General features: G+C 45.2%; 28 protein-coding genes. 11 read left to right on the top strand and 17 right to left on the bottom strand.

Annotated elements, in window-relative coordinates; genetic code table 11:
- Positions 1 to 425 precede the first annotated feature (425 nt).
- Genes BLV33_RS06210 through BLV33_RS06220 form a run of 3 tightly spaced genes read right to left on the bottom strand, consistent with a single transcriptional unit; the run spans position 426 to position 3,138 of the window.
- On the bottom strand, positions 426 to 1,883 hold the full coding sequence (locus tag BLV33_RS06210) for a sensor histidine kinase (RefSeq protein WP_090789267.1): 1,458 nt from the start codon (positions 1,881 to 1,883) through the stop codon (positions 426 to 428).
- On the bottom strand, positions 1,880 to 2,605 hold the full coding sequence (locus BLV33_RS06215) for a response regulator transcription factor (protein WP_090789269.1): 726 nt from the start codon (positions 2,603 to 2,605) through the stop codon (positions 1,880 to 1,882). The genes BLV33_RS06210 and BLV33_RS06215 overlap by 4 nt, the downstream gene beginning before the upstream one ends.
- The gene (locus tag BLV33_RS06220; protein ID WP_366414722.1) at positions 2,602 to 3,138 is read right to left on the bottom strand and encodes a DUF309 domain-containing protein; all 537 of its coding nucleotides are present in this window, start codon (positions 3,136 to 3,138) and stop codon (positions 2,602 to 2,604) included. Before BLV33_RS06220 ends, BLV33_RS06215 begins: the two co-directional genes overlap by 4 nt.
- Positions 3,139 to 3,251: 113 nt before the next feature.
- On the opposite strand from BLV33_RS06220, the gene BLV33_RS06225 reads away from it, so the two are divergent.
- From BLV33_RS06225 to BLV33_RS06240, 3 genes are all read left to right on the top strand, one after another.
- Complete coding sequence (locus tag BLV33_RS06225; protein WP_090789271.1) at positions 3,252 to 3,662, top strand: hypothetical protein; 411 nt, start codon at positions 3,252 to 3,254, stop codon at positions 3,660 to 3,662.
- Between the two features lie 4 nt (positions 3,663 to 3,666).
- Entirely contained in the window at positions 3,667 to 3,945 is a 279-nt protein-coding gene (locus BLV33_RS06230) for a YxcD family protein (protein ID WP_090789272.1), read from the top strand.
- A 448-nt stretch (positions 3,946 to 4,393) separates the two neighbouring features.
- Positions 4,394 to 4,621 carry a hypothetical protein gene (locus BLV33_RS06240; protein ID WP_090789276.1) on the top strand — a complete coding sequence of 76 codons (228 nt, stop codon included), beginning with the start codon at positions 4,394 to 4,396 and terminating at the stop codon, positions 4,619 to 4,621.
- A 548-nt stretch (positions 4,622 to 5,169) separates the two neighbouring features.
- Here BLV33_RS06240 and BLV33_RS06250 read toward each other — a convergent pair.
- The 14 genes from BLV33_RS06250 to BLV33_RS06315 all read right to left on the bottom strand — a co-directional run bounded on the left by BLV33_RS06250 (position 5,170) and on the right by BLV33_RS06315 (position 18,316).
- Entirely contained in the window at positions 5,170 to 7,068 is a 1,899-nt protein-coding gene (locus tag BLV33_RS06250; RefSeq protein ID WP_090789280.1) for a thioredoxin domain-containing protein, read from the bottom strand.
- 38 nt (positions 7,069 to 7,106) lie between these two features.
- Complete coding sequence (locus tag BLV33_RS06255; RefSeq protein WP_090789282.1) at positions 7,107 to 7,271, bottom strand: DUF255 domain-containing protein; 165 nt, start codon at positions 7,269 to 7,271, stop codon at positions 7,107 to 7,109.
- A 337-nt stretch (positions 7,272 to 7,608) separates the two neighbouring features.
- Positions 7,609 to 8,760 (bottom strand): peptidase G2 autoproteolytic cleavage domain-containing protein, encoded by a 1,152-nt coding sequence (locus BLV33_RS06260; protein ID WP_253186988.1) that lies wholly within the window; start codon positions 8,758 to 8,760, stop codon positions 7,609 to 7,611.
- 950 nt (positions 8,761 to 9,710) lie between these two features.
- Positions 9,711 to 10,316, bottom strand: a complete 606-nt coding sequence (locus BLV33_RS06265) for a DUF2231 domain-containing protein (RefSeq protein WP_090789285.1) — start codon at positions 10,314 to 10,316, stop codon at positions 9,711 to 9,713.
- Positions 10,317 to 10,576: 260 nt separating this feature from the next.
- Positions 10,577 to 11,422: an ABC transporter permease gene (locus tag BLV33_RS06270; RefSeq protein ID WP_090789286.1), complete on the bottom strand. Its 846-nt coding sequence runs from the start codon at positions 11,420 to 11,422 to the stop codon at positions 10,577 to 10,579.
- 3 nt (positions 11,423 to 11,425) lie between these two features.
- The gene (locus BLV33_RS06275) at positions 11,426 to 12,202 is read right to left on the bottom strand and encodes an ABC transporter ATP-binding protein (protein WP_090789289.1); all 777 of its coding nucleotides are present in this window, start codon (positions 12,200 to 12,202) and stop codon (positions 11,426 to 11,428) included.
- 4 nt (positions 12,203 to 12,206) lie between these two features.
- Positions 12,207 to 13,271, bottom strand: a complete 1,065-nt coding sequence (locus BLV33_RS06280; protein ID WP_090789291.1) for an ABC transporter substrate-binding protein — start codon at positions 13,269 to 13,271, stop codon at positions 12,207 to 12,209.
- A 106-nt stretch (positions 13,272 to 13,377) separates the two neighbouring features.
- Positions 13,378 to 13,872 carry a DinB family protein gene (locus BLV33_RS06285; RefSeq protein WP_090789293.1) on the bottom strand — a complete coding sequence of 165 codons (495 nt, stop codon included), beginning with the start codon at positions 13,870 to 13,872 and terminating at the stop codon, positions 13,378 to 13,380.
- 339 nt (positions 13,873 to 14,211) lie between these two features.
- Positions 14,212 to 14,571 (bottom strand): GIY-YIG nuclease family protein, encoded by a 360-nt coding sequence (locus BLV33_RS06290; RefSeq protein WP_090789295.1) that lies wholly within the window; start codon positions 14,569 to 14,571, stop codon positions 14,212 to 14,214.
- A 56-nt stretch (positions 14,572 to 14,627) separates the two neighbouring features.
- A complete protein-coding gene (locus tag BLV33_RS06295; RefSeq protein ID WP_090789297.1) occupies positions 14,628 to 15,107 on the bottom strand; it encodes a DUF6530 family protein in 480 nt (159 codons plus the stop codon).
- A 261-nt stretch (positions 15,108 to 15,368) separates the two neighbouring features.
- Complete coding sequence (locus tag BLV33_RS06300; RefSeq protein WP_090789298.1) at positions 15,369 to 16,256, bottom strand: fructose bisphosphate aldolase; 888 nt, start codon at positions 16,254 to 16,256, stop codon at positions 15,369 to 15,371.
- A 69-nt stretch (positions 16,257 to 16,325) separates the two neighbouring features.
- Positions 16,326 to 17,162: an NAD-dependent epimerase/dehydratase family protein gene (locus BLV33_RS06305; protein WP_090789300.1), complete on the bottom strand. Its 837-nt coding sequence runs from the start codon at positions 17,160 to 17,162 to the stop codon at positions 16,326 to 16,328.
- A gap of 153 nt (positions 17,163 to 17,315) precedes the next feature.
- The gene (locus tag BLV33_RS06310) at positions 17,316 to 17,834 is read right to left on the bottom strand and encodes a hypothetical protein (protein WP_090789302.1); all 519 of its coding nucleotides are present in this window, start codon (positions 17,832 to 17,834) and stop codon (positions 17,316 to 17,318) included.
- Entirely contained in the window at positions 17,831 to 18,316 is a 486-nt protein-coding gene (locus BLV33_RS06315; RefSeq protein ID WP_139305696.1) for a hypothetical protein, read from the bottom strand. The genes BLV33_RS06310 and BLV33_RS06315 overlap by 4 nt, the downstream gene beginning before the upstream one ends.
- Before the next feature lie 259 nt (positions 18,317 to 18,575).
- Between BLV33_RS06315 and BLV33_RS06320 the strand changes: the two genes are divergently transcribed.
- The 8 genes from BLV33_RS06320 (at position 18,576) to BLV33_RS06355 (ending at position 25,802) form a co-directional block, all read left to right on the top strand.
- Positions 18,576 to 19,703, top strand: a complete 1,128-nt coding sequence (locus BLV33_RS06320) for an L-dopachrome tautomerase-related protein (protein WP_090798722.1) — start codon at positions 18,576 to 18,578, stop codon at positions 19,701 to 19,703.
- Between the two features lie 127 nt (positions 19,704 to 19,830).
- Complete coding sequence (locus BLV33_RS06325; RefSeq protein WP_090789306.1) at positions 19,831 to 21,192, top strand: IS1182 family transposase; 1,362 nt, start codon at positions 19,831 to 19,833, stop codon at positions 21,190 to 21,192.
- Between the two features lie 426 nt (positions 21,193 to 21,618).
- Positions 21,619 to 22,323, top strand: a complete 705-nt coding sequence (locus BLV33_RS06330) for an MBL fold metallo-hydrolase (RefSeq protein ID WP_253186989.1) — start codon at positions 21,619 to 21,621, stop codon at positions 22,321 to 22,323.
- On the top strand, positions 22,320 to 23,408 hold the full coding sequence (locus BLV33_RS06335) for an AbrB family transcriptional regulator (RefSeq protein WP_090789308.1): 1,089 nt from the start codon (positions 22,320 to 22,322) through the stop codon (positions 23,406 to 23,408). Before BLV33_RS06330 ends, BLV33_RS06335 begins: the two co-directional genes overlap by 4 nt.
- 519 nt (positions 23,409 to 23,927) lie before the next feature.
- Complete coding sequence (locus tag BLV33_RS06340; RefSeq protein ID WP_090789310.1) at positions 23,928 to 24,431, top strand: SRPBCC domain-containing protein; 504 nt, start codon at positions 23,928 to 23,930, stop codon at positions 24,429 to 24,431.
- A 106-nt stretch (positions 24,432 to 24,537) separates the two neighbouring features.
- Entirely contained in the window at positions 24,538 to 24,885 is a 348-nt protein-coding gene (locus BLV33_RS06345) for an ArsR/SmtB family transcription factor (RefSeq protein ID WP_090789312.1), read from the top strand.
- A 33-nt stretch (positions 24,886 to 24,918) separates the two neighbouring features.
- Positions 24,919 to 25,281, top strand: coding sequence for a DUF1801 domain-containing protein (locus tag BLV33_RS06350; RefSeq protein ID WP_171909033.1), 363 nt, complete (start codon positions 24,919 to 24,921; stop codon positions 25,279 to 25,281).
- A 110-nt stretch (positions 25,282 to 25,391) separates the two neighbouring features.
- Positions 25,392 to 25,802, top strand: a complete 411-nt coding sequence (locus tag BLV33_RS06355) for a nuclear transport factor 2 family protein (protein WP_090789316.1) — start codon at positions 25,392 to 25,394, stop codon at positions 25,800 to 25,802.
- Positions 25,803 to 25,807 lie beyond the last annotated feature (5 nt).

Consider the following 25,807-nt stretch of genomic DNA (forward strand, 5'->3'; position numbering starts at 1 on the left):
TTCCCTCAGTTATCTACACATTCTGTTCCATCCATCCTGACCCTAATCACGTCGATGAGCCTTGCAGGTCATATCCCTTTATTTGTTTTCCTGCAAGATATGCTTATTCGCATAAGTTTCCCCGTTTTCATGGCGGGTCACCCTACACGCCGCCACCTCTGGTTCACCGCATTCCGGGCTGGACTTTGCCTGCAGGCCCTTCGGATTCCCCCTCACGAGAGACACCCTGCCAATCCTGCTCCTATTGGAGTAGGACCTTATCTTCGGCTGCGGCACTTTAAAGGGTAAAGTTACCGAGTGGATTTGAACCACTTAGATTGTGCGACTGTGAGGCGCACACAAAAAATCCTGCCCACTGTGGACAGGATAACGGTTAAACATGAACAATGTATGCTCAAGTTGTAAAATAAGTGTGAATTGATTGCTTATGGCTGGATTCTTGGGAAAACAATGCGGAATTCGGTGCCTTCTCCCACCCGGCTTTGAACTTCAATCGTTCCATTCATCCCGCTGATCAGGTGCTTCACAATAGTCAGTCCCAGTCCGGTTCCGGATCCACCATCCGTTCGCAGCGTTCTGGATTCGTCCGCCTTGTAAAAACGGTCCCATATTCGCGCCAGCTCTTCAGCAGGCATGCCCACTCCGGTATCCCGCACATAAAGATGAACTTCTTCCTCATTCGCTTCCACAGCCAATGTGATTTCACCACCCGCAGGAGTGAATTGCATGGCATTGTAGACCAGATTCTGGACAATTTGCGCGAATCGATCTGGGTCGAGTAAAGCCCAAATGGCCACATGGCCGGGATAAGGAACGATCATTTGCAAGCTAAGCCCCCGCTGCTCAATCGGGCTCCGCAGCAGCTCCAACACATCTTCCAGCTTGGCCAGCAGGTTTACAGGCTGCAGTCGGAAGCTGTCAGCGCTATTCTCAATTCTGGCCAGATCGAGGAGATCATTGACCAGTCTTTGCAGTCTCTGCACTTCAAAATCGCACAGCTGCAAATAGTGAGAGTATTTCTCCTCCGGGATAACGCGATCATTCATTGCAATAATGAATCCGCGCAGCGTAGTTAACGGCGATCGGAGCTCATGGGAAACATTCGCCAAGAACTCTTGGCGTGTTCCTTCCCAATGCTCCAGTTGATCCACCATGAAATTAAAACTGGATGCAAGCTGCCCCACTTCATCATGCGTAGTCACGGGCACTCGCGTGGAAAAGTCGCCATTAGCCAGATCCAGGGCAGCTCTATTTATCTGCTGAATTGGCTTTGCCAGCATTCGGGAGATTATAAACAAGATCAAGCCAACTGCGAGCAAGGAGAAAAGCAGCGGCACTAATATATTGATCCTCACCGCTGCAATCGTCTCGCTGATATCGCCTGCTGGAACTTGGAGCAGCACAACAATCGGCTGTCCGCTGAGTTGAGAGGGGGCATAATAGGCGAAAATGTTGTTCTTCTGATTCGCTCCCCCCTCCGGTTTAGCTATCTCGAAGCCGGACTTGCCTTTCACCCCGTTAACAAACAAGCTGTCCATAAATGGCGGAAGTGCGGCACCTTCCAAATTGGAAGAGCCATTCATGACTGCACCCTTGCTGTCGACTAATAGGATTTGTCCATTGATGCTCCTTGCCAAAAGCCGAACCGTTATCCGCAGCTCTCTCGTAGAAATGGAACCATCTTGAAACGAATTAAGCAAGCGGGTGACTTCCGTGTATCGAGACTGCAGCAGCACCTTTTTATCCTTGTAAAAAAGATCCGTAAAATAATAATTCCAGAACACGCCAAGTCCGACAAAAAAAAGCACGCACGTCGCCAAAAAAGACAAAAAGATTTTAAGATACAAGCTTTGGAATAGATCCGATATTCTTTTTTTCATCATATGTCATGCACCTCGAGGGAGTATCCGATGCCCCAAAGCGTTTGGATAGTCCACTGCGGATGTGCGCCGAGCTTTCTTCGAAGATTTTTGACATGCGCGTCCACCGTTCTTGTTCCGCCGATAAAGTCGAAGTTCCAAACATAACCCAGCAGATCCTCCCTGGAAAACACTCGCCCGGCATGCTTAATGAAGAAATTGAGCAGCTCCATTTCCTTCAGCGTCAAATCCACCCGATTACCGTCTACAGTAACCTTGAACTGCTCCATATCTACGCAAATGTTGGCAGCGCAAAGCATTTTGGCGGGTGGCTTGGGCTTCTCCGCTGTGTCGGGTTCAGTCAATCTCGCTCTGCGAAGGACGGCTTTGATCCGTGCCATCAGCTCATTGGGGTCAAAGGGCTTTACCACATAATCGTCGCTCCCCAGATTAAAGGCTCTAAGCTTATCGATCCCTTCTCCTTTCGCCGAAAGAAATATCACAGGAGTCTGGGCCGCAGGACCATCCAGCTTGCGAATGCCTTCACAAATTTCATACCCATTGACATCGGGAAGCATAATATCAAGCACGACCAGCCTCGGCTGCTGCGTTCGAACAACCTCAATCACATCTTGTCCACGATGTAGAATAACAGCCTCATAGCCCGAATGCTCCAAATACAATCTCACAACCTCAGCGATATTCGGTTCATCATCTACCACCATAATTTTGGATGAATCCTTCATGAGGATACTCCTTTTTGCTGCTGTCTCTTGCGAATTTGCACTTCTCTCTCTTCTATAACTTTCGATCGGTCGCGCAGTGTGTGTTTATGAATCAAATGCTCATTGCTTATATCGCTAGGTACTGACCACAATAGGCCAAGCCGTCGGCTTTCTTGCTGACATTGCTCTAACAGCCTTGGATCCTGGATGGGCAGCTCGATATCTTCATAGACGGGAGTTCCTGAATTTAAAGCCTTAATTCGCTCTGCGATACTATCTTTTAGAGTCTTTGGGTGCATGCCAAGTGCTTCGATATGCTCTTCACTCAGGTGATTCCATGAGCTTTGCAGCATTTTGACTGCGCCCGCAAAATTACCTCTTCGCTGGTGATATAAACCTACCGCAAGCTGGATCAGTCCAACGAAAGCTAAACTGTGCGGGTCACCGGGATGTTCCTTCCAATACGCCTCCAATACTTCATGACACTCGAAATAATCGCGCTCAGCTTGAAAAAAAATCAAATAGTCCAGATAAGCCTGCGGGTACATATTCATAAGATGACTCCACCTTTTGTATAAATAATTGAAACTAATGAAAGAGTAATACGTATGGAATGGTCGGAAAAGCTTCAAGACCACTATAACAAATTCCGGAAGGGGATCATATGATGTTAAAAAAAATGCTCGTCTTAATCATGGCAAGTATGTTACTATTCTCAGTTTCTGCACCAAATCTGGTAGATGCCAAACCTTCTTACAAATCTGGAACCAAGAGCTTCTCGCCAACTCAAAAAGCGCCTACTAGCAATGTTACTCCAAAACAACCAGCCAGTCCAACTGGTGCAGCAGCTCCAAAACCTGGATTTTTCAGCGGCGGCTTGATGAAAGGGTTATTGATCGGCGGTATCGCAGGCATGTTATTCGGCGGAATGTTCGGAGGCATGGGGGCTTTCGGTAATATTCTTGGATTATTGGTCAATGTGTTCGCGATTTTTCTTCTCTTTGTTGTCATCCGAAACATCGTGATGTACTTCATCAATCGCAGAAAATTGAATGATACTAATAACAAGAGGTACTAAACTTATGCACTTGTCCGAGCAAGAAGTCATTAACGCAGTATGTCTTAATATGGCTGAGCGAAAGCAAGTCAAGCCTACGGATGTCAATGTCGAGCTGATGTGGGATGAGGATACCGGTTTTTCCGCAGAGGTCTTTACGAATGGACGCAGTCAAATTTTGGTCCAGGGAAATTTGCTTGAAGCGATTGAACAATATATGTACAACCAGTATGAGATGCGTGTTTTCCGCGATCAGATCGAGCTGCGATTGGAAGAAGAAATCGTTGCCGAAATTGCAGAATAAAAAAAAGAACCAGGCGAGGGTTAACCTCTTCCTGGTTCTTTTTTGTTTTACGCATTTTCGAGCTCAACAACCAAAAGGGTACGAATTGTATCTGATTCTGAGCATTGCAGCCATGAAGGAAATGATCACAGATTCCTTACCCGTGTCCGTATGGAGCAAGCGTCCAAGTTTTTAAAAGCAAGGCCCGCCGAGAAAGTTGTCGATATTTTCGAGTAGGTCGGATATGTCAGCATGAGGCATTTTTCCTATGTTTTCAAGGAATATTTACACATGCCTCCTGGTGAATATCAGGACATGCAGCATGGGCAGCTAAGCCCCAATTCCACGAACCGACAATTCAATTAAGCTTTGATTAAATCTATGAAAACGCTCTATGGACTACTTGTCTCAGCTATAAAACCATAGTATGATTGTTACATATCGTATCATAGCAAGGAGGTGTAATATATTGAGCGCTGAAGAAGAAGTAGTTTACGATAGCGAAGCTGAGGGCGCAGAAGAGTCCTCTGAAGAAGTTGTAGCTGAAGATGCTGTGTCGGAGGAAGCCGCTGAAGAAGCAGCTGTAGCCGAAGAAGCAGCTGATGAAACTGCAGTTTCCGAAGAGGCAGCCGATGAAACTGCTGCATCCGAGGATGCCGTTGAAGAAGAAGCGGCTGAAGATGCAGTGAGCGAGTAATGAATTGTAAAATACCAAGGGCTGGCTCCGAGTCTAACGACGAAGAGACAGCCCTTGTTTCATCCAAACCAAATAAGCAGCAAAAAAGTATCTGTAAATTTGTTGAGGTGCAGAAAGTACAACTGGAATTGCGGTATGCTTCATTTCGAAAAAGTGGCATGTAAAACCTACATCTATTTTCCGATGCAGGCAGAAAATAATTGGAAATTTCTGTTTTTAGATGTAGGTTTTACATTTTATATGTCAAAAAATAAGCTGCTTGATGAATTTAGATGTATGTAATACATCTCGGCTTTGGCTTCAGAGCATGTTTCATTCTACTGCTCACGTACTCCCCGATCCGATCCGCTGCGAAACCAAGAAATTTCCCTATAACCACCAAACCAATTAAATAAGCGCATGATAGCTCATGCGCTTGTCGAAATATTCTCTCAGGAAAACACCAAGGTCAAAGTCAAGGCCAAGATCAATTTCAAGAGCAAGATCAGATCAAGATCAAGACCAACCAAGACCGTTAAAACCCCGAACTCCTCGGCACCTCCTTGCATTTATCCCCTTGCAAGTTGGTCTTCCAGCTCCTCTGTGTCGTCTGTCGGTGCCTGACAGGCGAAGTTTTGGCACACGTACGCTGTCGCACGGCCGCCGAGCGGTGTTTTGTCCTGCACCAGCGGGATGAGCGCACGGACTTCTTCACCGGCCGCACCGGCCGGGTGAAGAATGAGCAGCGCATTCGGCAGGAATCGCCGCTGCACGATGCCGAGCATGTGCTGCGTCCCGCTCTGCGCCGGGTCGCCGGCGATCACGATTTCGCTGCTGCCGCTGTAAGCGAAATCGATCGCGGCGAGGAACAGCGCATGCCCCGGCGGGTAGCTCGAGACAGCTCCGGCGAAGGCCTGGAGCTGTTCGTCGGCCTTCTGCGACAGCTTCGCGTCGTAGGTCAGCTTTGCAAGGCGCAGCAGATTCAAGGCTGCTGCAGAATTGCCCGACGGCATCGCGCCGTCGTAGATCTCTTTGGGGCGGGTGAGCAGCTGCTCGCTGTCGCTGCCGTAGAAGAACAGCCCGCCCTTGTCTGCATCCCAGAACAGCCGCAGCATCTCTTCGTTCAACTGGACGGCTTCACGAAGATAGCGAAGCTCGAAGGTTGCTTCGTACAGCTCGATCAATCCCCAGACGAGGAAAGCATAGTCGTCTACATAGCCCGCGAACGCGGCCTCGCCATCACGGTAGCGAGCCAGCAGGCGCCCGTCTTCTCTGCGCAGATTCTGCAGCAGGAAGTCCGCCGCTCTTGAAGCCGCCTCTGCATACAGCGGCTTATCCATGGCTCGCGCTGCTTTCGAGAGCGCGGCGATCATCAGCCCGTTCCAAGACGTAAGGATCTTGTCATCCTTACCCGGATGAATGCGATCCTCCCGCTCTAGGAACAGCTTCTGCCTTGAAGCCTCGATCCGCTGCTTCAGCTCTTCCAGAGGAATCTGCTTGCGCTTAGCAAACGCCTCAAGCTGCGTTCCGATCAGATTCGGAATATTGTGCCCCTCGAAATTCCCTTCCTCTGTGATATCATACAGCTCACAGTAGAGGTCTCCTTCTTCGGCACCCAATAGGTTCACGACTTCATCCGGCTGCCACACGTAGAACTTGCCTTCTTCCCCATCCGAGTCGGCATCCTCAGCCGAGTAAAAAGCCCCGCCCTCGTCGGTCATATCCCTCAGAATATAAGTGAAAATTTGCTCGGCGACCTCTGCATATTTTACTTTTCCAGTAATCTGGTATGCTTCGGTATAGGTCATTGCCAGCAGAGCATTGTCATACAGCATCTTCTCAAAATGTGGAACCAGCCACTTCTCATCCACCGAATACCTGGAGAAACCGAAACCGATATGATCATAGATGCCGCCTTGATGCATCGCTTCCAGCGTTTTTTCAACCATAGCCAGAGCTTCGGCATCACCTGTTTTCTTGTAATACCTGAGCAGGAAGGACAGGTTATGCGAGGTAGGAAATTTGGGTTTGCTGCCAAATCCGCCGTATTCCGTATCAAACATCCGCTCATACATTTGAAAAGCCTTTTGCAGCGTTCCTTCCGAGATACTGCCGCCCTGCTTATTCTCCAATAGGCGACTAGTCGTATCTTGAATCACCTGATCCCCGATTTCCCGAATCTTCTCGTGATCCTCGTTCCACTTTTCCGTAATCTGCTCAAGAAGCTCCATAATCCCTGTTCGGCCGTACTTGCGGCTTTTGGGAAAATAAGTCCCGGCAAAGAAAGGCTTTTTATTAGGAGTCAAAAAAACCGTGAGCGGCCAGCCGCCTTGTCCGGTCATAGCTTGACATACAGCCATATAAATATGATCAATATCGGGACGCTCTTCCCTATCAACCTTAATGCTGATGTAGTTTTCATTGAGCCGAGCAGCTACCTCTTCATCCTCAAAGGATTCGTGCGCCATGACATGGCACCAATGGCAAGTTCTTAGGATAACCCACGTTAGCTATACCCGATAGATAAAAAGATTGGCTTATTTTCACGGCTTGCCGTTTCAAAAGCTTCATCTGACCAAGGGAACCAGTTGACCGGATTGTATTGATGTTGTAAAAGATACGGCGACTTTTCCTTGGCTAATCTATTGGGTATATTGTTATTAGTTGGCATATGACCACCCCCATTCAACTGGTAAATTTTAATTAAGTTTATCATACCCAAGACAAAAGAAAAAACCCCAAGAAGGGTTTTACTGGAACTTCACTTTTACCTCCACGTTGTGTTCAAGTGTTGAAGTGTCCGGTGCATCCTGCTTCGGTGCTTGAGTAAGAAGTTCCTGTTCAAAATTGCCTAGTTCTTGGTTCAAGCAAAAATAAATGTGTTCCATGTAAATTCCACTGTTTCCGCAACGATTTCACACAGGGTCACGTTAAAATAAAAAAGGGTAACCGAATATCTGGCGGCTACTCTTAATTGATCATATTACCATGGATGATAGAATGATAATCTATTTGAACAGAATTTGGATTTGATTAGGTCCAGTGCGTTTCATAACACGATAACCTGTAGTTGCTTCTGACGCGACTCCTTCATCGTTGGATTTGCAATATCCATTTACAAGGCAAGTGCCGTCATCTCGAACAAGAAGTTGTCCAAGGAGTCCAACAGCCACCCATTCAGGTCGTAGCAAACGTGAGATATATTCTTTTGAACTGTCGTACTCTGGATTTAAGATGGGTTCAGTTTTTGTGTATTCCGGAGATAGTATGTTCCCTTTTTCATCCCGTTTTTCCGGAACAACAACATTATGGTATTGAATTCTACCCCAGTCATCCGTTATGAACAGTTTGTGCCAACGCAAATCTGCGCTGGCTGCAATCATTGCAGGGGTAGCACTTGTAACCCCTAGAATGTAATCATCATCTGCATTCGCTTTTCTGATTTTACCACCTTCTAGGGTAACGAGATAGCCAACTTCAATAGAATTGCCGTCCAAGGTTTCGAACATTTCAGCGTAATCCGCACCAGCTGGGCCAATTAAAGCACCATCAAAACGGACATTGCCTGCATTATCAAGAATCACTGCATTAAGTGTCGGACCAATTGCAAGACCGTTGCCAAGATGAAAAGAAAATGGAAAAGCGGCTGTAGCATTTTGACCGATTATGAAAGCACCAGTTTGGCCGCCTGTGTTGGTATTGTCTCCTCCGGCATACGAAACAAATGAATCTGCAACTGTGTTGTTACCTGCCGCATGAGAAGCATCACCACTTGCTGTTGTGCTTTGCCCTTCAGCGTGGGAACGTAGCCCACTAGCGACTGAACCCTCCCCTTCGGCGTGGGAAGAATCCCCACTAGCGGTTGTACTTAACCCTTCTGCATGAGAAGCAAATCCACTCGCAGTTGAATCAACGCCTTCTGCATGTGAACCAACGCTTCCACTGGCGGTTGTTAAGACGCCTTCCGCATGGGAGGAAGTTCCACTGGCATTTGTATTAAAGCCTTCCGCATGGGAAGCAACACCACTTGCGATACTAGAAATTCCTTCTGCGTGAGCAGCAGTATTAGTGGCTGACGTAAGCTGTCCTTCACTATGAGAATCCAAAGCAGTAGCGCTGGTCTGGTTCCCTTCTGCATGAGCATGAGGAGCGCCAGCCATTGTGAGATAACCTTCAGCGTGGGACGCATCTCCACTGGCAGTTGTATCATAACCCTCTGCATGTGCCGTGTCTGCTGTCGTCTCGGTTAGGTATCTTTCGGTGTGGGAAGCATTCCCCCCCGCTGTATTGGTGCTGCCTTCCGCATGTGATGCTTCACCATTAGCTGTCGTACGATATCCCTCTGAATTGGACGCTGTTCCATTTGCTATTGTCTCTAGTCCTTCTGCATGCGAACAAGAACCATTTGCGTTTGAACTGCACCCGTTTGCCACGTGACACATCCACCCCTCTTAAACTCTTAATTTTTAACCTACTATCGATATATGTACAGGCGTGGGATTTGGCTTGTTCGTTTGGCTATATGAAAGGGATGCTGTACAAAAACAAGCACATTCATGGACGCGACTACAATAAAAGAACCCGCCAGCCATTTGCTAGCAGGTCGATAGAAGGGATGACAACTTTCAGGCTTTCTGCCCAAAAGTAGGAAAATCGTTTATATACGTTTGGTAATGGGAAGTGTTGAACTGACTGAATATTCCGACTTCCCCTACATGATAATAAATATTAGAACATAATTTGTGATTGGAGTGCTTTAGTGTGTGTTCTAGTTCGGTTTATACAAATATAACGGGAAATGTAGTTGTAGATTTGCTGATTTTAATGTTAGTGGGGTTGATTTTTATGCGTTTAAGTTTTCCTAGTCTTTATTCCGATTATAAGGAAATTAGACAGGAGAAGAAAACGATATTGAAAATTTTATGGATAATCTTGGGGACAATTTCGATACAATGGGGAACGTTCTTTTTGGGTTTGATTATCTTTTTAGCTTCTTTTGTTAGTTTGATTTCAAAATACGTATGTTAATTGAAAATAATAACAAGAGAAAGTAAAAACCCACCCTAATCGCAGGTGAGTTTTGTCCCCAGATTGCAGGTGTTTTACTAAACTATTTGGCTGGAGTCGGGCTGCTGCTAGTATTATTGCTATTCGGGTTATTACCGCCGCCATTTTGCCCGTTTGCCCCGCCTTGACCTCCTGGTCTTCCTTGACCTTGACCTCCTGGGGCACCATTTTGTCCTTGACCTCTTGGGAAGCCGCCTTGACCTCCAGGGCCGCCACCTTGACCTCCTGGACCACTAAAATTTGCATCCTTATGTGCCATTTTACCGCCTAAATGACCTGTATATGTAACCAAACCTACACCAATGAGTGCGATAATTAAGTAAATTGGTGTTTTCCCGATGTCTATCTTTTTTCTATAATGGAAAAACAAACGGGCCAAGCTCAGTATGATAAACAAATACATCGTCAAATTTGCATAAAGCTGGTGATCGTGAAAGTACGGATTTCTTGTTTCCTGCTGTCCATCTGGTCCCGTAAGTACGGCGGCGATTGCACCGAGGGTACCGATAATCAAACAAAGAAATCCAGCAGTGTGCCAATCTTTCTTCTTAATAATTACTGCACACAAGTCGAAAATAAAACTGAAGATCAGCATCGCAATGGGAATGTGATTAACGATAAAATGAGCATTATTTAATAGGTAAGTCATAGCCAATCCCTCATCTCTATAGAGTTGCCTGCATATTATTGAGCCGGCTTCTAAAGATAATTATAAGCTTGGACTTGTATTTTAAACCTTAAAATAAGCTGAATGTCTGCTGAAGAAATGCTGAAAGAAATGTTGAGAAAATCACTATGAAACGGTTTGCTATCAAAGTAAATAATTCAGCAATATGTCTATGTACAAACCAAAAAAGCACATACCCTGAAGTTTCCGGTTGCGCTTTTTTGTCTATTAGTTCAAATCGCTTATATCCAAGGCAACAGCTTGCGCTCTAGCCATTGAAGTCCCCGATTAAAAAGAAGCCCTAACAAAGACAGGATCAGAACACCAACCATAAGCTTTGTTGTGATCATCAAATTCCCGTAGTGCAGGATCATGGAGCCAAGGCCTTGTTGAGCTGCAATCATTTCTGCAGATACCAGCAGCAAAAGGGAGGTACCAGCCGCAAGCTTAAGTCCAGCAAAAATCATCGGCAGGGCTCCCGGGAGTATGACTTTACGTATGACGTTCAAATGACTGGACCCGAAAGTGACCGCTGCTTTAATCCAAATAGGATCAACATTTTTGACTCCTGAATAGGTATTAATCACAACTGGGAAAAATACACCAAGCGCAATCATAGTAAACTTTGGTGTTTCCCCTATACCAAGCCACAAAATAATCAAGGGCAGCAGTGCAATTTTCGGAATCGGATAAATGGAATATACGATAGGTGTAAGTACAGCATCCACCCAACGTGAAAAACCTAACAAAAGTCCGAAAACAATACCGCATACAGCGCCGATAGCATATCCTATGATAATCCGGTACAAGCTTGCAAGTACATTTTCGTGCAGCTCACCACTGATCAGCATATCCCAACCGGCCAATAGAATGGATGAAGGAGCCGGAAGAAACAGTGGCGGTACTAACTCAAGTTGGCAAATCAATTCCCAAAGGACCAGTATACCTACAATACCGATCACAGAAGCGTAGCCTGGTATCTTCTGTTCCAAGAAGGACACACGATTGCGTATGATATGCCGTTTCTGTCCTTGCACCGAAGAGTGGATAGACGCTGCGGTTAAATCTTCTTTTGATGATGGACTCATTATCTATCCCTCCTTCAGTGCTTCTTGTGCATCATGCCGGATAAGCTGCCAGATCTCATTGGCATAACGCTCGGAAGCAGCCCTATACTGCTCATGATCTCTACCGGTCTTAGGAAGATCGATTTGAATGATTTCTTTGATTTGACCGGGATGACGAGATAGCACTATCACCCGGTCAGCCAAGTAAACCGCTTCCTGAATATTGTGAGTTACATATAAAGTACTTAGCCGTGTGCGGTTCCAAATGGAAAGCAATTCTTCTTGCATCAGAGTTCGCGTCTGTGCATCCAGAGCCGAGAATGGTTCATCCATCAACAGTAAATCGGGTTCAACTGCAAGCGCTCTGGCTATACCAGCACGTTGGCGCATCCCTCCCGACAACTGCTTCGGATAGGCTGATTCAAAACCGGTGAGCCCTACCATATCAATAAAATGTTTGCCTTTATCCCTCTGCTCTTTCTTGCTTGCTCCCTGTTCTTCCAGACCGAACACGACATTTTCGTAGACAGTACGCCATGGGAAAAGTGCGATTTCCTGAAAAACGATGCCGAGCCGAGGCGGTTTTTCGGAGGATAATCCTTCGAAGTAAACCTCCCCGCTGGAAGGCGTCAGCAGACCACCGACAATATTTAAAAGTGTGGACTTCCCGCAGCCGCTGGGACCAACCAGCACTACAAACTCCTGCTCTTCAATTGTAAAGTTGATGTTTTGGAGAGCGGTAACATCCCGTTTCTTTGAATCAACGAAGTGTTTCTCCACTTTATTCACTACGATTCTCATAACGTTATTTCCCCAGCTTTTTCAATGCTTGATCCAACAAATCAGTGTTAACGATTCCCTTGGTATCGATAGCTTTGTCAATCAGCTTCTCTTTGGCATACCAGTCCACCTGTGTCTTGATATCATTCGCCAAAAGCTTACCGTCGCGGTCCATATAAGGGAGTCCCTGCTTCACATTTTCTTCTGGCTGACCCGTATATTTGGCAATAATTTTAACCACTTCGTCGTAGTTAGCTCCAGGAACGACTTTACCATCTTTTTGCGTTAATGCCGCATCGTAGTAATACCGTGTGGCTTTGGCATAAGCCTCTAAAAAGCGTACGGCAGCATCTTTATTGCTTGCAAGCTTCGGCGAGAAAAACACGCCGGATGTTTGGTATTCCATCTCGTCGCCTACCTGCGCCACGACCTTACCATAGCCAGCCTTCACAACAGCGGTAAGGTTAGGTTCATTAAGCATAACCGCATCTACCTGTTTGCTTTTGAGAGATTCCATTAATCCGGAAATGCTGTTCAGAGGTACCAATTCAATATCCTTGAGCGACAAACCGTGTTTATCAAGCAGTCGTCCAATCATGTAATGATAAGTGGAACCGGTCTGTGTAATTCCGATTTTCTTTCCTTTCAATTCCTCTATCGATTTGATAGGCGAATCTTTATGCACCATCAAGGCTGTAGATGAATAGCCCTTTTGCTCCCTGCCTTTATCCGCAACAATAAGGAGCTTTTGACCACCAGCCACCATATTGTAAAGACTTGCTGTAATACCTGTTGCGCCTACATCCACACTTCCGCCTGCGGTTGCTACAGCTATTGGCTGTGCTGCATCAAACCATTTGGCTTTCGCGTCAATATTCTGTTCCTTGAAAAATCCTTTCTCGATCCCGATAAATAACGGGGCAGAGCTGGTAAGCTTAAGCATTCCGATTTCAACAGAAACCGGTTCTGATTTTACAGGCTCCGCTGAGTTCCCTGCGGCAGGTGTTGGTGTTGCCTTTTGACCACAGCCAGCCAGAGCAGTGGTTACACATAGAATTGCAGTTATTGCCAAGAGTGATGCCTTTTTCATTCAGTTATACCCTCCAATATTTTTCTAGGTTGCAATAAAACAAAATTCTATTATATTTCGACAAAAAAAATCGAATCTCCTGCTCATGTTAATCATATATTGAATATTAATGACTCCATTTAAGTAGATTCTCATTTCCCTCCTGATTTAGTCGTGTGAGATACACAATTTGCCCCGTATGATAGGCATAGTGTACTGTGACATGATACAACAGCTCCATCATTGGCCGGGAATAGGAGTTGATCCCTGCTCCAGGCGGATAACTAATATTTATTTCACGCTCGAGATCATCTTCTGAGAGAGCAATAAGCACTTCACGAGACTTTTCCCTCACGGCTGACAAATACTCAGAAAGTTCCCTGCATGTGTAACCTCCCTCAGCCAAAAATTCAGCGGAACGCTCCCGCACATAAGGATAGCCGCCTATACTGCTAACTATATTGTGGTATTCGTTGCCTGCTAAATGAAGACATAAATTCCCTACACTATTAGTCCCCTCCCTGAGTTTTTTCCATAAGGCTTTATCAGAAATTCGACTTAGCGCCAGTTGATTTTTTTCAAGTTCTTTATCAAGAAAATTCAAGGTCATATCAATGAACAATATTATTCCTCCTCGTGAATATAATAAATCATAATAAAATAAAGCGTCACTACATTCATAGAATTGGGATACGAATCATATCATAACATTTTCGGAGATTTCGTCCAAAGGATTTCATTTCATTCCTGGAAAACCGACATATCGGTTGGGCTGCAAACACTTTTGTAAACCGGGATGAGTATCCCTGATATTCAAAAAAAAAGCATGATTATGCCCTAAATTCGAAAGGGTTTAATCTTGCTTGTTAAATGCTGTTCATTGCTTATTTAATGATTCACACGAACATCTCACCAATGGTGTGTTGGAGCAAATACGGGCTTTATCGCCGTATTCTTAATACTATTTCATCGGTGGCTTATTATATCCTTTGTCTCCGTAAGGCTGCAATTTCTCCAGCCACCGCTTTTCCATTTGCTTAACCTCCCAGCGCACGTCGGTAACTCCGTCAGCTTCTTTCTCCTCTAGCACCTCATATTTGAAAGCTTCGGCCCCCAGTTCCTTCCAGTCCTTTTGCATCTGGGAATTAGCAAACCTGCCCATGTCCAGTTGGCCCTGAAGGTTCACCCATTTGTTTTTCAGATTGGGATAGCTATCTACATAAATTTTGCCGTTGGCTTTGTTTGTTATTTGTATTGCACCCATGTAAGTCTTAAGCTGCTTGTATTCCTCCAGCAGCTCCCTACGCTTGTTCTTGTCCATGTATTTCTCTCCTTTCGAGGCCTATAAATGACTACAACAATCACAAATAAACCTTTTTAATACCCCATTTCTTTTAATAAACGGGATAATACACGAAGTCGTTCTCCAATCATTTCGCTATCATCACTAAGAGCCTGGGCGAACAGCTTAATGTCATAATCAATCATGGGATTTTCTGCACAAACGGATACTGTCATTGCATCCCCTTGCAGCCCAATACGATCAATCATTGTGTTATCAGGATCATAAAGCTTCGGGAAACGATATGAATCCTGAAAAAATAAACTGCTTCTGCAAATCAAAATGGCAAGGTCAAGTACGCGGTGCATCGGCAACTCTTCTGATTGACGGGACCATTTCTCCCCTGTGTATCGCCATACTTTGGCTGAGATATCGACCTTTCCCCTATCATTCCACTGAGCCAATCCCAGGGACAGACCTTTCGCATCCGTGTTCCGGGCGTATCGGCCGTCAACCTGCTCATAGTTTTCCGACACGACAACAGGCTTATGTTTTAAAGTTGTTGGTATTTTCATTTTTTCACACACTCCACTTTTATTTTACTGATTTACTTATTTACTAATTTAGTAATTTACTAAATATAAAATCATCTTAACCTGCATTTCATCATCTGTCAACCCGGTTATTTGACCAAAAGTAGCTCTTACGAGCAGGAATGTTCTGTCCACCCAATAGATAAGAGTAGGCCTACTCACCCACCAACGATAAAAAAACACGCCTCAATTGGCGTGTTCTATGTTTGAGAGGATGAAACAAGCGAAACGAGTTAGAAAGGATCAGGTGATGGATGCATTATAAATTGACTTAATTGAATGGGATAGCATAGTGTTGAATTCTTCGTCTGTTTGCTGGGCAGTTAACCCCTCCGATAGGGCACGCGAAAAGCTTGCAATTAAGCCGTTATTATGGGCTAGTTTTTCATTTGCTTCCTTTTGATCGTATCCGCCCGACAGAGCAACAACCCTTATAACATGCGAATCATCGATAAAATCGCTATAAAAATTATCTTTAGTCGGTATTGAAAGTTTGAGCATTACTTTTGAGTCTTTATCAAGGGCGGATAATTGCTTAAAAATCTCATCCTTTAATATTTTTTCCGATTTCTCCTTGTTCGTGCTATGGATATCTACTTCAGGTTCAATAATCGGAACGAGCCCCATCGACAGGATTTGTTTGCCAAGATCGAATTGCTGCTCAACTACTTTTCTAATTCCTTCCGGGTTGGCTTCTTTAATAACCGAACGCATTTTTGTCCCAAAAATATTTTTTTCATTCGCCTGCTTTAATAGGCCGTTCAAATCGGGAATAGGCTTCATGAGTTGAACGCCATTCTCAAGCTCGGCGAGCCCTTTATCGATTTTTAAAAAAGGCACAATCCCTTTCTTCTCCCAAAGATAATCGGCGGTAAATTGACTCTCAATTGTACGATCCATGGTGTTTTCAAATAAGATAGCACCCAAAATATATTCCGAATCAAACGCCGGACTCGTGATTATTCGCTTTCTCATTTCATGAACCAAACCAAGCATCTCTTCGTCATTGGAATAGCTCTTTTCCTGAATACCGTACTGCAATAGTGCCTTTGGAGTACTTCCGCCACTTTGGTCCAACGCTGCGATAAAGCCCTTTCCCGTATGAATTCGATCCATTTGTTCCTTTTTCAATGATATTTCTCCTTCCTTTTCGTGGAATGATTACCGCTAAACAAGTGTCAAGATTAGAAGTGATTAATTTTATGAGAAACGACGTGTCGATCGAAGAGGCTCGTAGCCATATTCCGCTATAAAAGGATCCATCGCATACAATGGCTTATATTCATTGCCAGGAATCTTATAATAATCCAAAACGTAATGATCTCCTAGAATGGATGTAAGAATTTCCAATGCAGGTATATGACTGCTAATATCCGGACCTACTAAATTAAAGTTTCTTACGCCAGATTTCATTGGCGCCTCTACTACCCTCACCATTCCCTCAACGACATCGCTTGCATACACATGCCCTAAGACGATAAAAGGAACAGACATCTTGGTATCCTTTTCGACCAAAGGCGGTATCCAATCCTCATCAGCTACGGCACCGAAGCGTAAATTGATAAAATCCGTGTCCGAATTTTGGCGATGAAAATAACGGGTCAATTCCTCCACCATTGCTTTGCTGAGCCCATACGCATCTGTTGCCAGACAAGGATGATCAGCTTGCATCGGCAGCTCAAGCGGAATAAAATCATCGTCCAGGCTGCCTACTGCTGCAATTGAGCTGGCCGTCACGAATTTTTTGCATCCACGATTAAGCAAATACCGGTAAAGCCTTCTCGTACCAAGTACATTGACGGCAAGTCCGTCCTCTTCGGAGCAACCTCCGGTAACGGCAGCCAAGTGAATGACCGCATGGATCTCGTAAGGATCCAATCCGCGCAAATCTTCAAAACGATCAAACGATCCTCGGACGAACGTTGCATCTTCACTAAAGGGATGCCGTGACAAACAAATGACAGTATGCTGGCTTGCCAAGCGATTGACCAATTTCTTTCCGATAAATCCGCTTGCGCCAGTAATCAGAATATTCATCGTATCATCTCCATTTAGACCAAGATCTTATTTAAATTATACATAAAATGATCATAAGTTGTTGCGTAACTCTGCCACAAAAAAAAGGAGTTACACGAAGCAAGCTCCTCCACTATATCAGTTAGTTGAATGCCTTACAGGAGCTGAGCCGCTCTATGGCATTTCGTGATGTCTCTCCTGAGGAAGCAAACGGATGATCAGCCGGTAAAAGGTGACGTTCATAGCGTTAGAGACGAGATAAAAGAGAAACGAGTAATAAAGCGACCAGCCTTTATAATGGTACACATGGCACATCCAAGCCACGGCCTCCAAACCGGTTGTCACCAAGGCGACGGCGAGCAAATAGGCAGCGAGACGCCAGCCTCTCGGCCGTAACCATACATATACCCGGACGACGAGAAGCGATACGGGCAGGTACGTAAAACAGTACAAGAAAAGGTCAAACCATTCGTATTGTGGAAGGTCATTGATGTCATACAGATCGATGGGTGGCGACAGCGCGATTGCAAAATCGACCGTTTGCCCCAAATAGAAGTTGAACAGCCACAAGCCGATCACTACGATCAAAGAAAAGCGGTTCCTAATCAATAGATAGATCGACCAACCGAGCACAGTGGCTGCTATGACGAACCATTCGTTCAAATCGAAACGGACGGGTGGATAAAGGATCATGCGGTCGCCCCCCGCCTGCGCAGCAGTTTGCGGGTCGCTGCCAATATTAAATAAACGATACTGGCATCTACCAAGTTACGGATGAATGAAAAACCTGGGTTCCAATTTATCAGTTGTACATACCCGGCAAACACGAGCGAATAGTCGACCAAACCGTGGAATGCCGTGAAAACCAGCAAAGCTAGCCACTTGAGCGCTGAAGGGACAGACTGCCAAAACAGGATGAACATAAGCCATAACGTCTGTGTAGGACAGAGCGCCACAAAGTAAAGAGTTTTTACGATATATGGAATCCAGCCAGGTGCGGGTTTGAACAGTTGGAGATTAAAACCGAAGATAGTGAAAAACTGATCGTTTAGAATGGTGGCAATAAAAATGCCGTATATGATCATGATCGGATGCAGATGCCTGCGTAAGAGAAAGAGACTGAGGATGGCTATTACACCGAGGATGAGAAAGCTGGAAAAAATCAACCATTTCACCTTTGACACCACTCTTTTCCATTTAGGATGACAGCATTAGTATGGTGCTATTGCCGCAAAATATACCTACACCATCTTCCGCTATAGGCATATATCTATAAGATCAGGTGATCTATCGTGATTAACCAACAGTGGGAGGCTATATATGATGCAGTACCCTAATTGGCAGAATCCCCGTCAACAGTACCCTTATCGACAAGCGTTTTACCAGCTGACGAATCCCGTTTCAACAGAAGTCAATCAAATAGGCCAATATCAAATGATCTTCCATTGGAATCGATTGGATTGGGACTTTCCTGATTTAAGCATGAAGCTGGATTTTGAAACCAATCAATATTGGAAAAAGGCGATGCCTGCCGGAGTAAAGGTCGACCAGCAAGGCCATTATTACGTTTCAGTGCCCCGCTGGGCCGAGGGCATTCCTTCCACCATGAATCGAATTGTGATCAAAAATGGAAAACCACTCTTGGATGCTTTTCCGAGTTGGGAATGGAATCAAGCGGGTAATGTCAATGTTCTCCAATCGGTCCTTGGTTATGAAATCGATGAATTTAACCGGATGTGGCTGCTCGATCAAGGGAAGATCGCCTACGCTCCCTCTCCGGAAGGGTCGCAGAAGCTGATCGTCTGGGATTTGAATACCAACCGGATGATCGACTGCATCATCATTCCAAATGAAATTGCGCCGTATCGGACTTCTTTTTTAAATGATTTGGTCGTGGACAATAAGAACGGTTTTGTCTATATTACCGATTCCGGTTGCGGCTCACCGGATCACCCTCTTGACGGCGGAATCATTGTGTACAATATGAGGACGAGAACTCTCAGACGGGTGCTCGATCGGCATTTCAGTACACAGGACTTTCCCGATTTTCATTTTCAAATTGACTATAAGCCGGTTTACAAGGATAACCCTCTTCGAATCGGAGCTGATGGCATCGCCTTATCCGCGGATCGTTCCACATTGTATTACTGTCAGGTCACCGGGCGCAATCTATATGCAATTGATACTATGCTGTTAAGAAACTTTAATACGCCATTAGAAGAAATCCGCAAGGTAGTACGTGCCATTGGCAGCAAGCGTACGACCACCGATGGAATGCATGCGGATAATAAAGGAAATGTCTTTTACACCATGCTGGAAGGAAAGGGAATAGGCATTTATACACCTTCTAGCAATACATTTCAAGATATTGTGTCTGACGACCGAATGCTATGGGTAGACGGAGTTGCTTTTGATCAAAAGGGCTCTATCCTCTTCAATAATAACCGGCTTCACGAGATGTTTGGGAAATACGAGATTGATTGGACTTATCCCTATAACCTCATCATTTGGAAAGCATTTGTGGGCCATGGCGTAAAGTCTTACTTGTACACTGATTTATAACTATCTGCACGTTAACGGAGAAAGGGCAGTCATTCGGGGCTGTTGACAAACTAGCTAATTAAATAGGGTTATTGAGGGCCGTGTAGAATTAGTTTCTATACGGTCTTTTTCTTTGGATGGTTGCGCTATGATGGGCGTGGATAAAGATAAACAAAACCAATTCATGTATGTAAGCCTAGATGATCTAGTACCACAAGATCACCTGCTACGGGATATCCGAAATAAACTTGACTTCTCTTTCATTTATGAGAAAGTACAACACCTTTACTCACCCATGGGGTGTAAATCCATTGACCCTGTCCTCCTAATGAAGATGCTGCTCATTGGTTACTTGTTTGGAATACCTTCAGAAAGAAAATTAGAGCAAGAGATCATTGTTAATCTTGCTTATCGTTGGTTTCTTGGCTTAGATCTGGCTGAATCCGTTCCAGACCACTCTACGCTAAGTCAGAACCGTCGCAGGAGGTTTAAAAATAGCCAGGTATTCCAGGATATCTTTGACCATATTGTTTCAGAATGTATGACAAAAGAAATCGTGACTGGAGAAGTTATTGTTGTAGACTCTACTCACATAAAGGCTCATGCATCCATTGGCAAAACAGAAAAAATCGTAGTTGAGAAAAAGCCTACGGAATATTTAAAGGAGTTAGAGCAAGAAGCCCGTCGAATTGAATCTGAATGGGATAATGACCCCAACAAGAAAAAGGGCGGGAGAAAACGAAAAGAAGAACCGTCTGAAAAAGAGGTAACACAGAGTAAAACCGATCCTGAAGCAGGACTACTGAGCAGACCTAACAAACCTAAGGGATTTCACTATTTGGCTCATACCAGCATTGATGTGAAACATGGAATCATAACGGATATTCATGTTACGCCAGCAAACATTAATGACCACGAACCATTCACCGCACGATTAAGGGAACAACAACACAAGTTTAATTTACGAATCCAAAAGGTTGGAGCAGATAAAGGTTACGATCGCTCTCCTGTGCACCACACATTAGAACAACTTGAGATCAAAGGATACATAGCGCCGATAAATTCTGATGATAATCATTTACATAAATCGGGCTTTAATTATGACAGTAAAAGCGATACATATACGTGTCCAGAGGGAAAAATCCTGCGATTCTCACACCTTAAATGGAAAACGGAAAGGCAAAGTTCCAGTAAAATTTATGCCTCGCAGAGAAAGGACTGTAAGCAATGTCCATTACGCTCTAGCTGCTTCGGTAAGACAGGGGGTCAAAAGAAGATTGAACGCCCGTTATTTCAAGAAGCAAGAGAACGAAAGGTAGCCCGAACACAAACGAACGTATATCGCGATGTTCAAAAAGCAAGGCGTGTCTGGTGTGAGGGTAGCTTTGGAACGATGAAAAGATGCCATAACCTAACGTTTACATACAAGAAGGGCATTCAGAGCGCCACCGAACACTGCCTTCTTTCTGCATTGGCTTTAAACATAAAGCGTTATGTAAAAGTGGTATGATTCGAGAGGTCAGCCTCCGAATTCACACGTAAATAAGGGCAAAAACAAAGTGGAATAAGGAAAATTGATTCCCTAGCCCACATTGTCAACAGCCCCATGCGGCAGCCCTTTCTCAATAGCGATTCTAATTCCTGGCTTTCCGCGAATTAAGGAGTGCTTATTCCGGTCTTGTATTTGATTTGTCGGGTGCTATGTATTCAAGCATATCCGTTGGTGACCCAGCGAGTTCATGATTGGGTTTCAAACCCGTGCACAAATCCATCATTGAGGCGCTTCTTTTCTCATTGACGTAAAAACTGACGAGTTTTATAATGATCCAATATGTTTTATTATTCATTCGTCAAAGGAGGTGGCCGTTACCCTGCCTTAAGCTATTTCATAAGGTCAGGCATCGGCAATCAAATGCGAATTGCAGAAGGCATTGAAATGTTGGAATTAAATTTGGGTCCCATGACGATTCATCCGACGATCCTGTACGACAAGGATTCCTTGGTGTTGATTGACACCGGCATGCCTGGCTCCGCTCCGGCTATTCTGGAATTGGTGAAGCAAGTCGGGATTGGGGATATCCCGCTGCGTTCGATTATTCTGACGCACCAGGATATCGACCACATTGGCGGCTTGCCCGCATTTCTGGCGGATGGAGATGAAGCTCCGATCGTGTTCGCCCATGAAGACGACAAAGGCGCAATTAACGGTTCACAGCCGTTGCTCAAGATGACTACGGAAAGACTGGCCGCAATCCTTCAACAGCTTCCGGAAGAAGCGCGAAGCCAATTCGAAGAGACTTTTCTCCATCCGTCACACCCTAACGTGGACCAAACGATCACGGACGGGGAAACACTACCTTTTGCTGGAGGCCTTACTGTTATTCACACCCCGGGACATACGCCCGGCCATGTCAGCTTGTTCCATCAGCCGAGCAAGACGCTGATTGCCGGTGACGCTATGGTTGCCGAGAATGGCGAATTAAAGGGACCTAGGCCTTCCAATACGCCTGATATGGAGAAAGCTTTGAAATCGTTGAAGAAATTCAATGACTTCGACATCGAGAACGTTATCTGCTTTCACGGCGGAAAAATTCAAGGCGGCGTTAACAAACGTATTGCCGCGTTGGCTGACCCGTCATGATCCGTTTCGTTGTCACCCTCATTTTGGCACTTGCGGGAGGAACGCTTTTCACGGTTATTCATTCTCCCCTGCCCTGGCTCCTTGGTCCGATGGTTTTTGCCTTGCTTGGAGCGCGGGTACTGAAGAAGGTCAAGCCGCTATGGCCCAGCTACATGCGGGATACGGCGTTGATCATCATCGGTTATTCCATTGGCTTGTCGTTCACGAAGACTACGCTGAATGAGATGGGACAGCAATTGCCGACCATGATCATGATGACGGTTCTCCTGCTGCTGTTCAGCACACTGATAAGTTTCTGCTTCTCGAAGCTGTCGGGCCTGCCGCTGCCGACGGTGTTGATGGGGAGTATTCCTGGCGGATTGTCGCAGATGGTTATCCTTGCGGAGGATACCAAAGGAATCGATCTGACGGTCATGACGTTCCTCCAGGCGTCTCGTCTCATTATGATTATTTTCTGCGTTCCGCTTCTCATCTTCAGTCCGCTGTTCGGAGGCACCCGATCAGAAGTCGCGGGAATCGAAGCAGCGCACGCCCAATGGGGAGACCTGTTTCCCAACATTCTGCTGTTCGCCGTCGTCTGCGTGGTATCCGCTCTGCTGGCCAAGAAAATCCGGTTTCCTTCCGCATATCTGCTCGGGCCGATGATCGCGACCGCCGTTCTTCATCTGTCCGGGGTGATCGGGCCTGCCCTTCCATCCGGACTTCTGGACGTTTCGCAAATGCTGATCGGAACGTACGTCGGTTTATTGCTTCGCCCGGAGACCCTGACGAACAAATTTAGAATCACTGGCCTGGCGATTATTAGCGGCGCCGTCCTGATCTTGGGCTCTCTGTGTTTAAGCGTGCTGCTTAGCCGCATGCACGGCGTCACAGCGGCGACAGCTTTCCTGAGCATGGTGCCCGGTGGCATGGATCAGATGGGGATCATGGCCAAGGAGATCCACGCCGATATCGCGATCGTAAGCTGCTATCAACTATTTCGAACCTGGTTCATCTACTTCGCGGTTCCTCCTCTTTTGAAGCTGGCCTTCAAATATATGATGCCGGCGACGAATGCGGGGGACGAGGCGCTTGGAGGAAGCTGATGGGGCATCAATTGAGAGGGATCGTCTATTCCCTGTCCCTGCAATACACCTAGCATGTGGGTAAGCACTAGGTGTTCCCAGTAAGAAGATCGATAAATTGAAAATCAAAACATTTCTGCCCTTTTCGCTTCCCAATAGAAGCTCGGAAGGGCATTGTTTGTATTTCAGGACATTTCCCAAAGCCCTCACCTGAGTTTGCATCGACATCGGCAAAGCAGGCCAAATGTTCCGCTGTTCGTTTTCAAAACATCCCTAATTGCTGCATTAAATTTCTCGTTCAGTCAAAATGAAGCCAGGTTCAATGGGACAGAACTTTATTTTCCTCTACACGTAATTTCCTTTACATGTATATTCGTTTCATAGTATATTCTAATTAAGGCAATCATCAATTCTAAGTAAAGGGTGTTTCAATTCATTTGGAGAGGAGGTCCTTGATTCGCAATAGGTGAAGGTTTGAAGTATCCAGGGCAGCACAAACATTCAAGTAAGATAAAATTCATGATATGGGAGTGATTGACAATGACAAATAATAACGCAAAAAAAGACACCGCAACATATATAGAGGACCTGAGTCTCGTCGTAGAGCGCACCTTCGACGCTCCTCGTGAAATCGTCTGGGAGGCTTGGAGCCAACCGGAGCACGTTGCGCTTTGGTGGGGCTATCAAGAAATGAAACTGCATGTTTGCGAAATTGATCTTCGAGTTGGCGGCAGCTATCGCTTTGTTCAGCTTACTCCTGACGGAGCAGAATTGCCGTTCAAGGGTGTGTATCGGGAAGTCGTTGAGCCGGAGCTGATGGTTTACACACAAATCTTTGACGTTGAACCCTATTCGATCCACGAAGCGGTCGTCACGGATACGTTCGTTGAACATCCCGGCGGTAAGACGAAACTCACAAGCAAAACGGAATTTCCGACATCAGAGGCTCTCCAAGGTGCATTGGCTTCCGGGGCGGAAGCAGGAGCGGCAGCTTCGATTGAACGGTTCGCCGAGCATTTGAAGTCCTTGATAGCAGACAACTAGGCAAACTCGGTAGGAAGCATAGCGACCGCATCATCATGCAATGCCAAATATTCCTTGACAAAAAAAAATCGAAAGGGAGTAATTTGAAACGAGGGGAGCTCAAATCATGAATTTAACAACTTTGAACGCGCTCGCTGAGCCCAACCGATTGCACATTGTCGAGCTTTTACGTGACGGCCCTCTCACAGCGGGGGAAATTGCTGATCGGCTTGAGCTCAATCACCCTCAAACTTCCAAGCATCTACGTGTACTGAGTGATGCCGGGCTCGCTGAGGTACAGCCGGTTGCCAATCGCCGGATCTATAGGCTGCGGCTTCAGCCTTTCGCAGAGCTTGGTTCTTGGCTGGAGTCATTTCGCCTTCTAAAAGAGGAAAGGTTCGATCGGTTTGACCAATATATAAAGCGGCTGCAACTCAAGGAAAAGAAACCACAAGACAATGACCAAACGGATTAATGTGACTCGGAACATTGAATAGGAGGAATTAAATTGGCCGAACATAACTTTAATCAAGACGTCACAGAATACATCCAAAAGATTGAGCAAGAATGGCAAGTCGAGGTTTGTGAGCTTATTCGCAAGGTTATCCATCAATCCGTTCCGGACGTAAAAGAACAGATAAAAATGACAACGCCTAATTATACAAAGAACGGTAAAGTAGTCTGTACGTTTTTCGCTGCGAAAACCTGGGTCACGTTAACGATTTTCAATGCCGGAAATCTGGAAATACCGGAAAGCTTGCATAATGTTTCAGATTACCCCGACCGCATGCAGCTCAAAATCAAAAAAGGGCAAGCTTTGGACGAATATGCTTTAGCTAAGTTCATGGAGCTAGCTGCTAAATCTATTTAATGAACGTTGTAGATAAAACCCGCGTTAAGGCGGTCAGGGGTGGTCTCAAAAGGTCTGAACTGACCCTGGGATCACCCCATTTACCATGCAAATTAAAGGAGAGATAATTTATGGATCATGCTAAATCCGAATACGGAGACCTAAAAATTATTTCTGCTGAAGATTGCGGAAATGCACCAAAAAAAGAATTGCTAAGGGAATTCAATATAGCTTTTGCTAAAAACGATATAGGCTTTATTATCGAGAATATTACGGACAATGTCTTATGGAATATCGTCGGGGATAAACGGATCGAAGGAAAAGATACTTTTGCCGATACGCTGAAACAAATGAGGAATAGTACAGCAATAGAATTATATATCAGCAACATCATTACACACGGTAATACTGGCTCTGCTAACGGGATTTTAACATTTGAAAATAAAAAAAGTTATGCTTTCTGTGACGTATATATTTTTAGCTCTGCAGCCAAAAATGCAAAAATTAAAGAAATAACTTCATATGTAATTGAAGTAGCTTAATCCTC

It is taken from the genome of Paenibacillus sp. GP183 (genome assembly GCF_900104695.1).
In the GTDB taxonomy this organism is placed as follows: Bacteria; Bacillota; Bacilli; order Paenibacillales; family NBRC-103111; genus Paenibacillus_AI.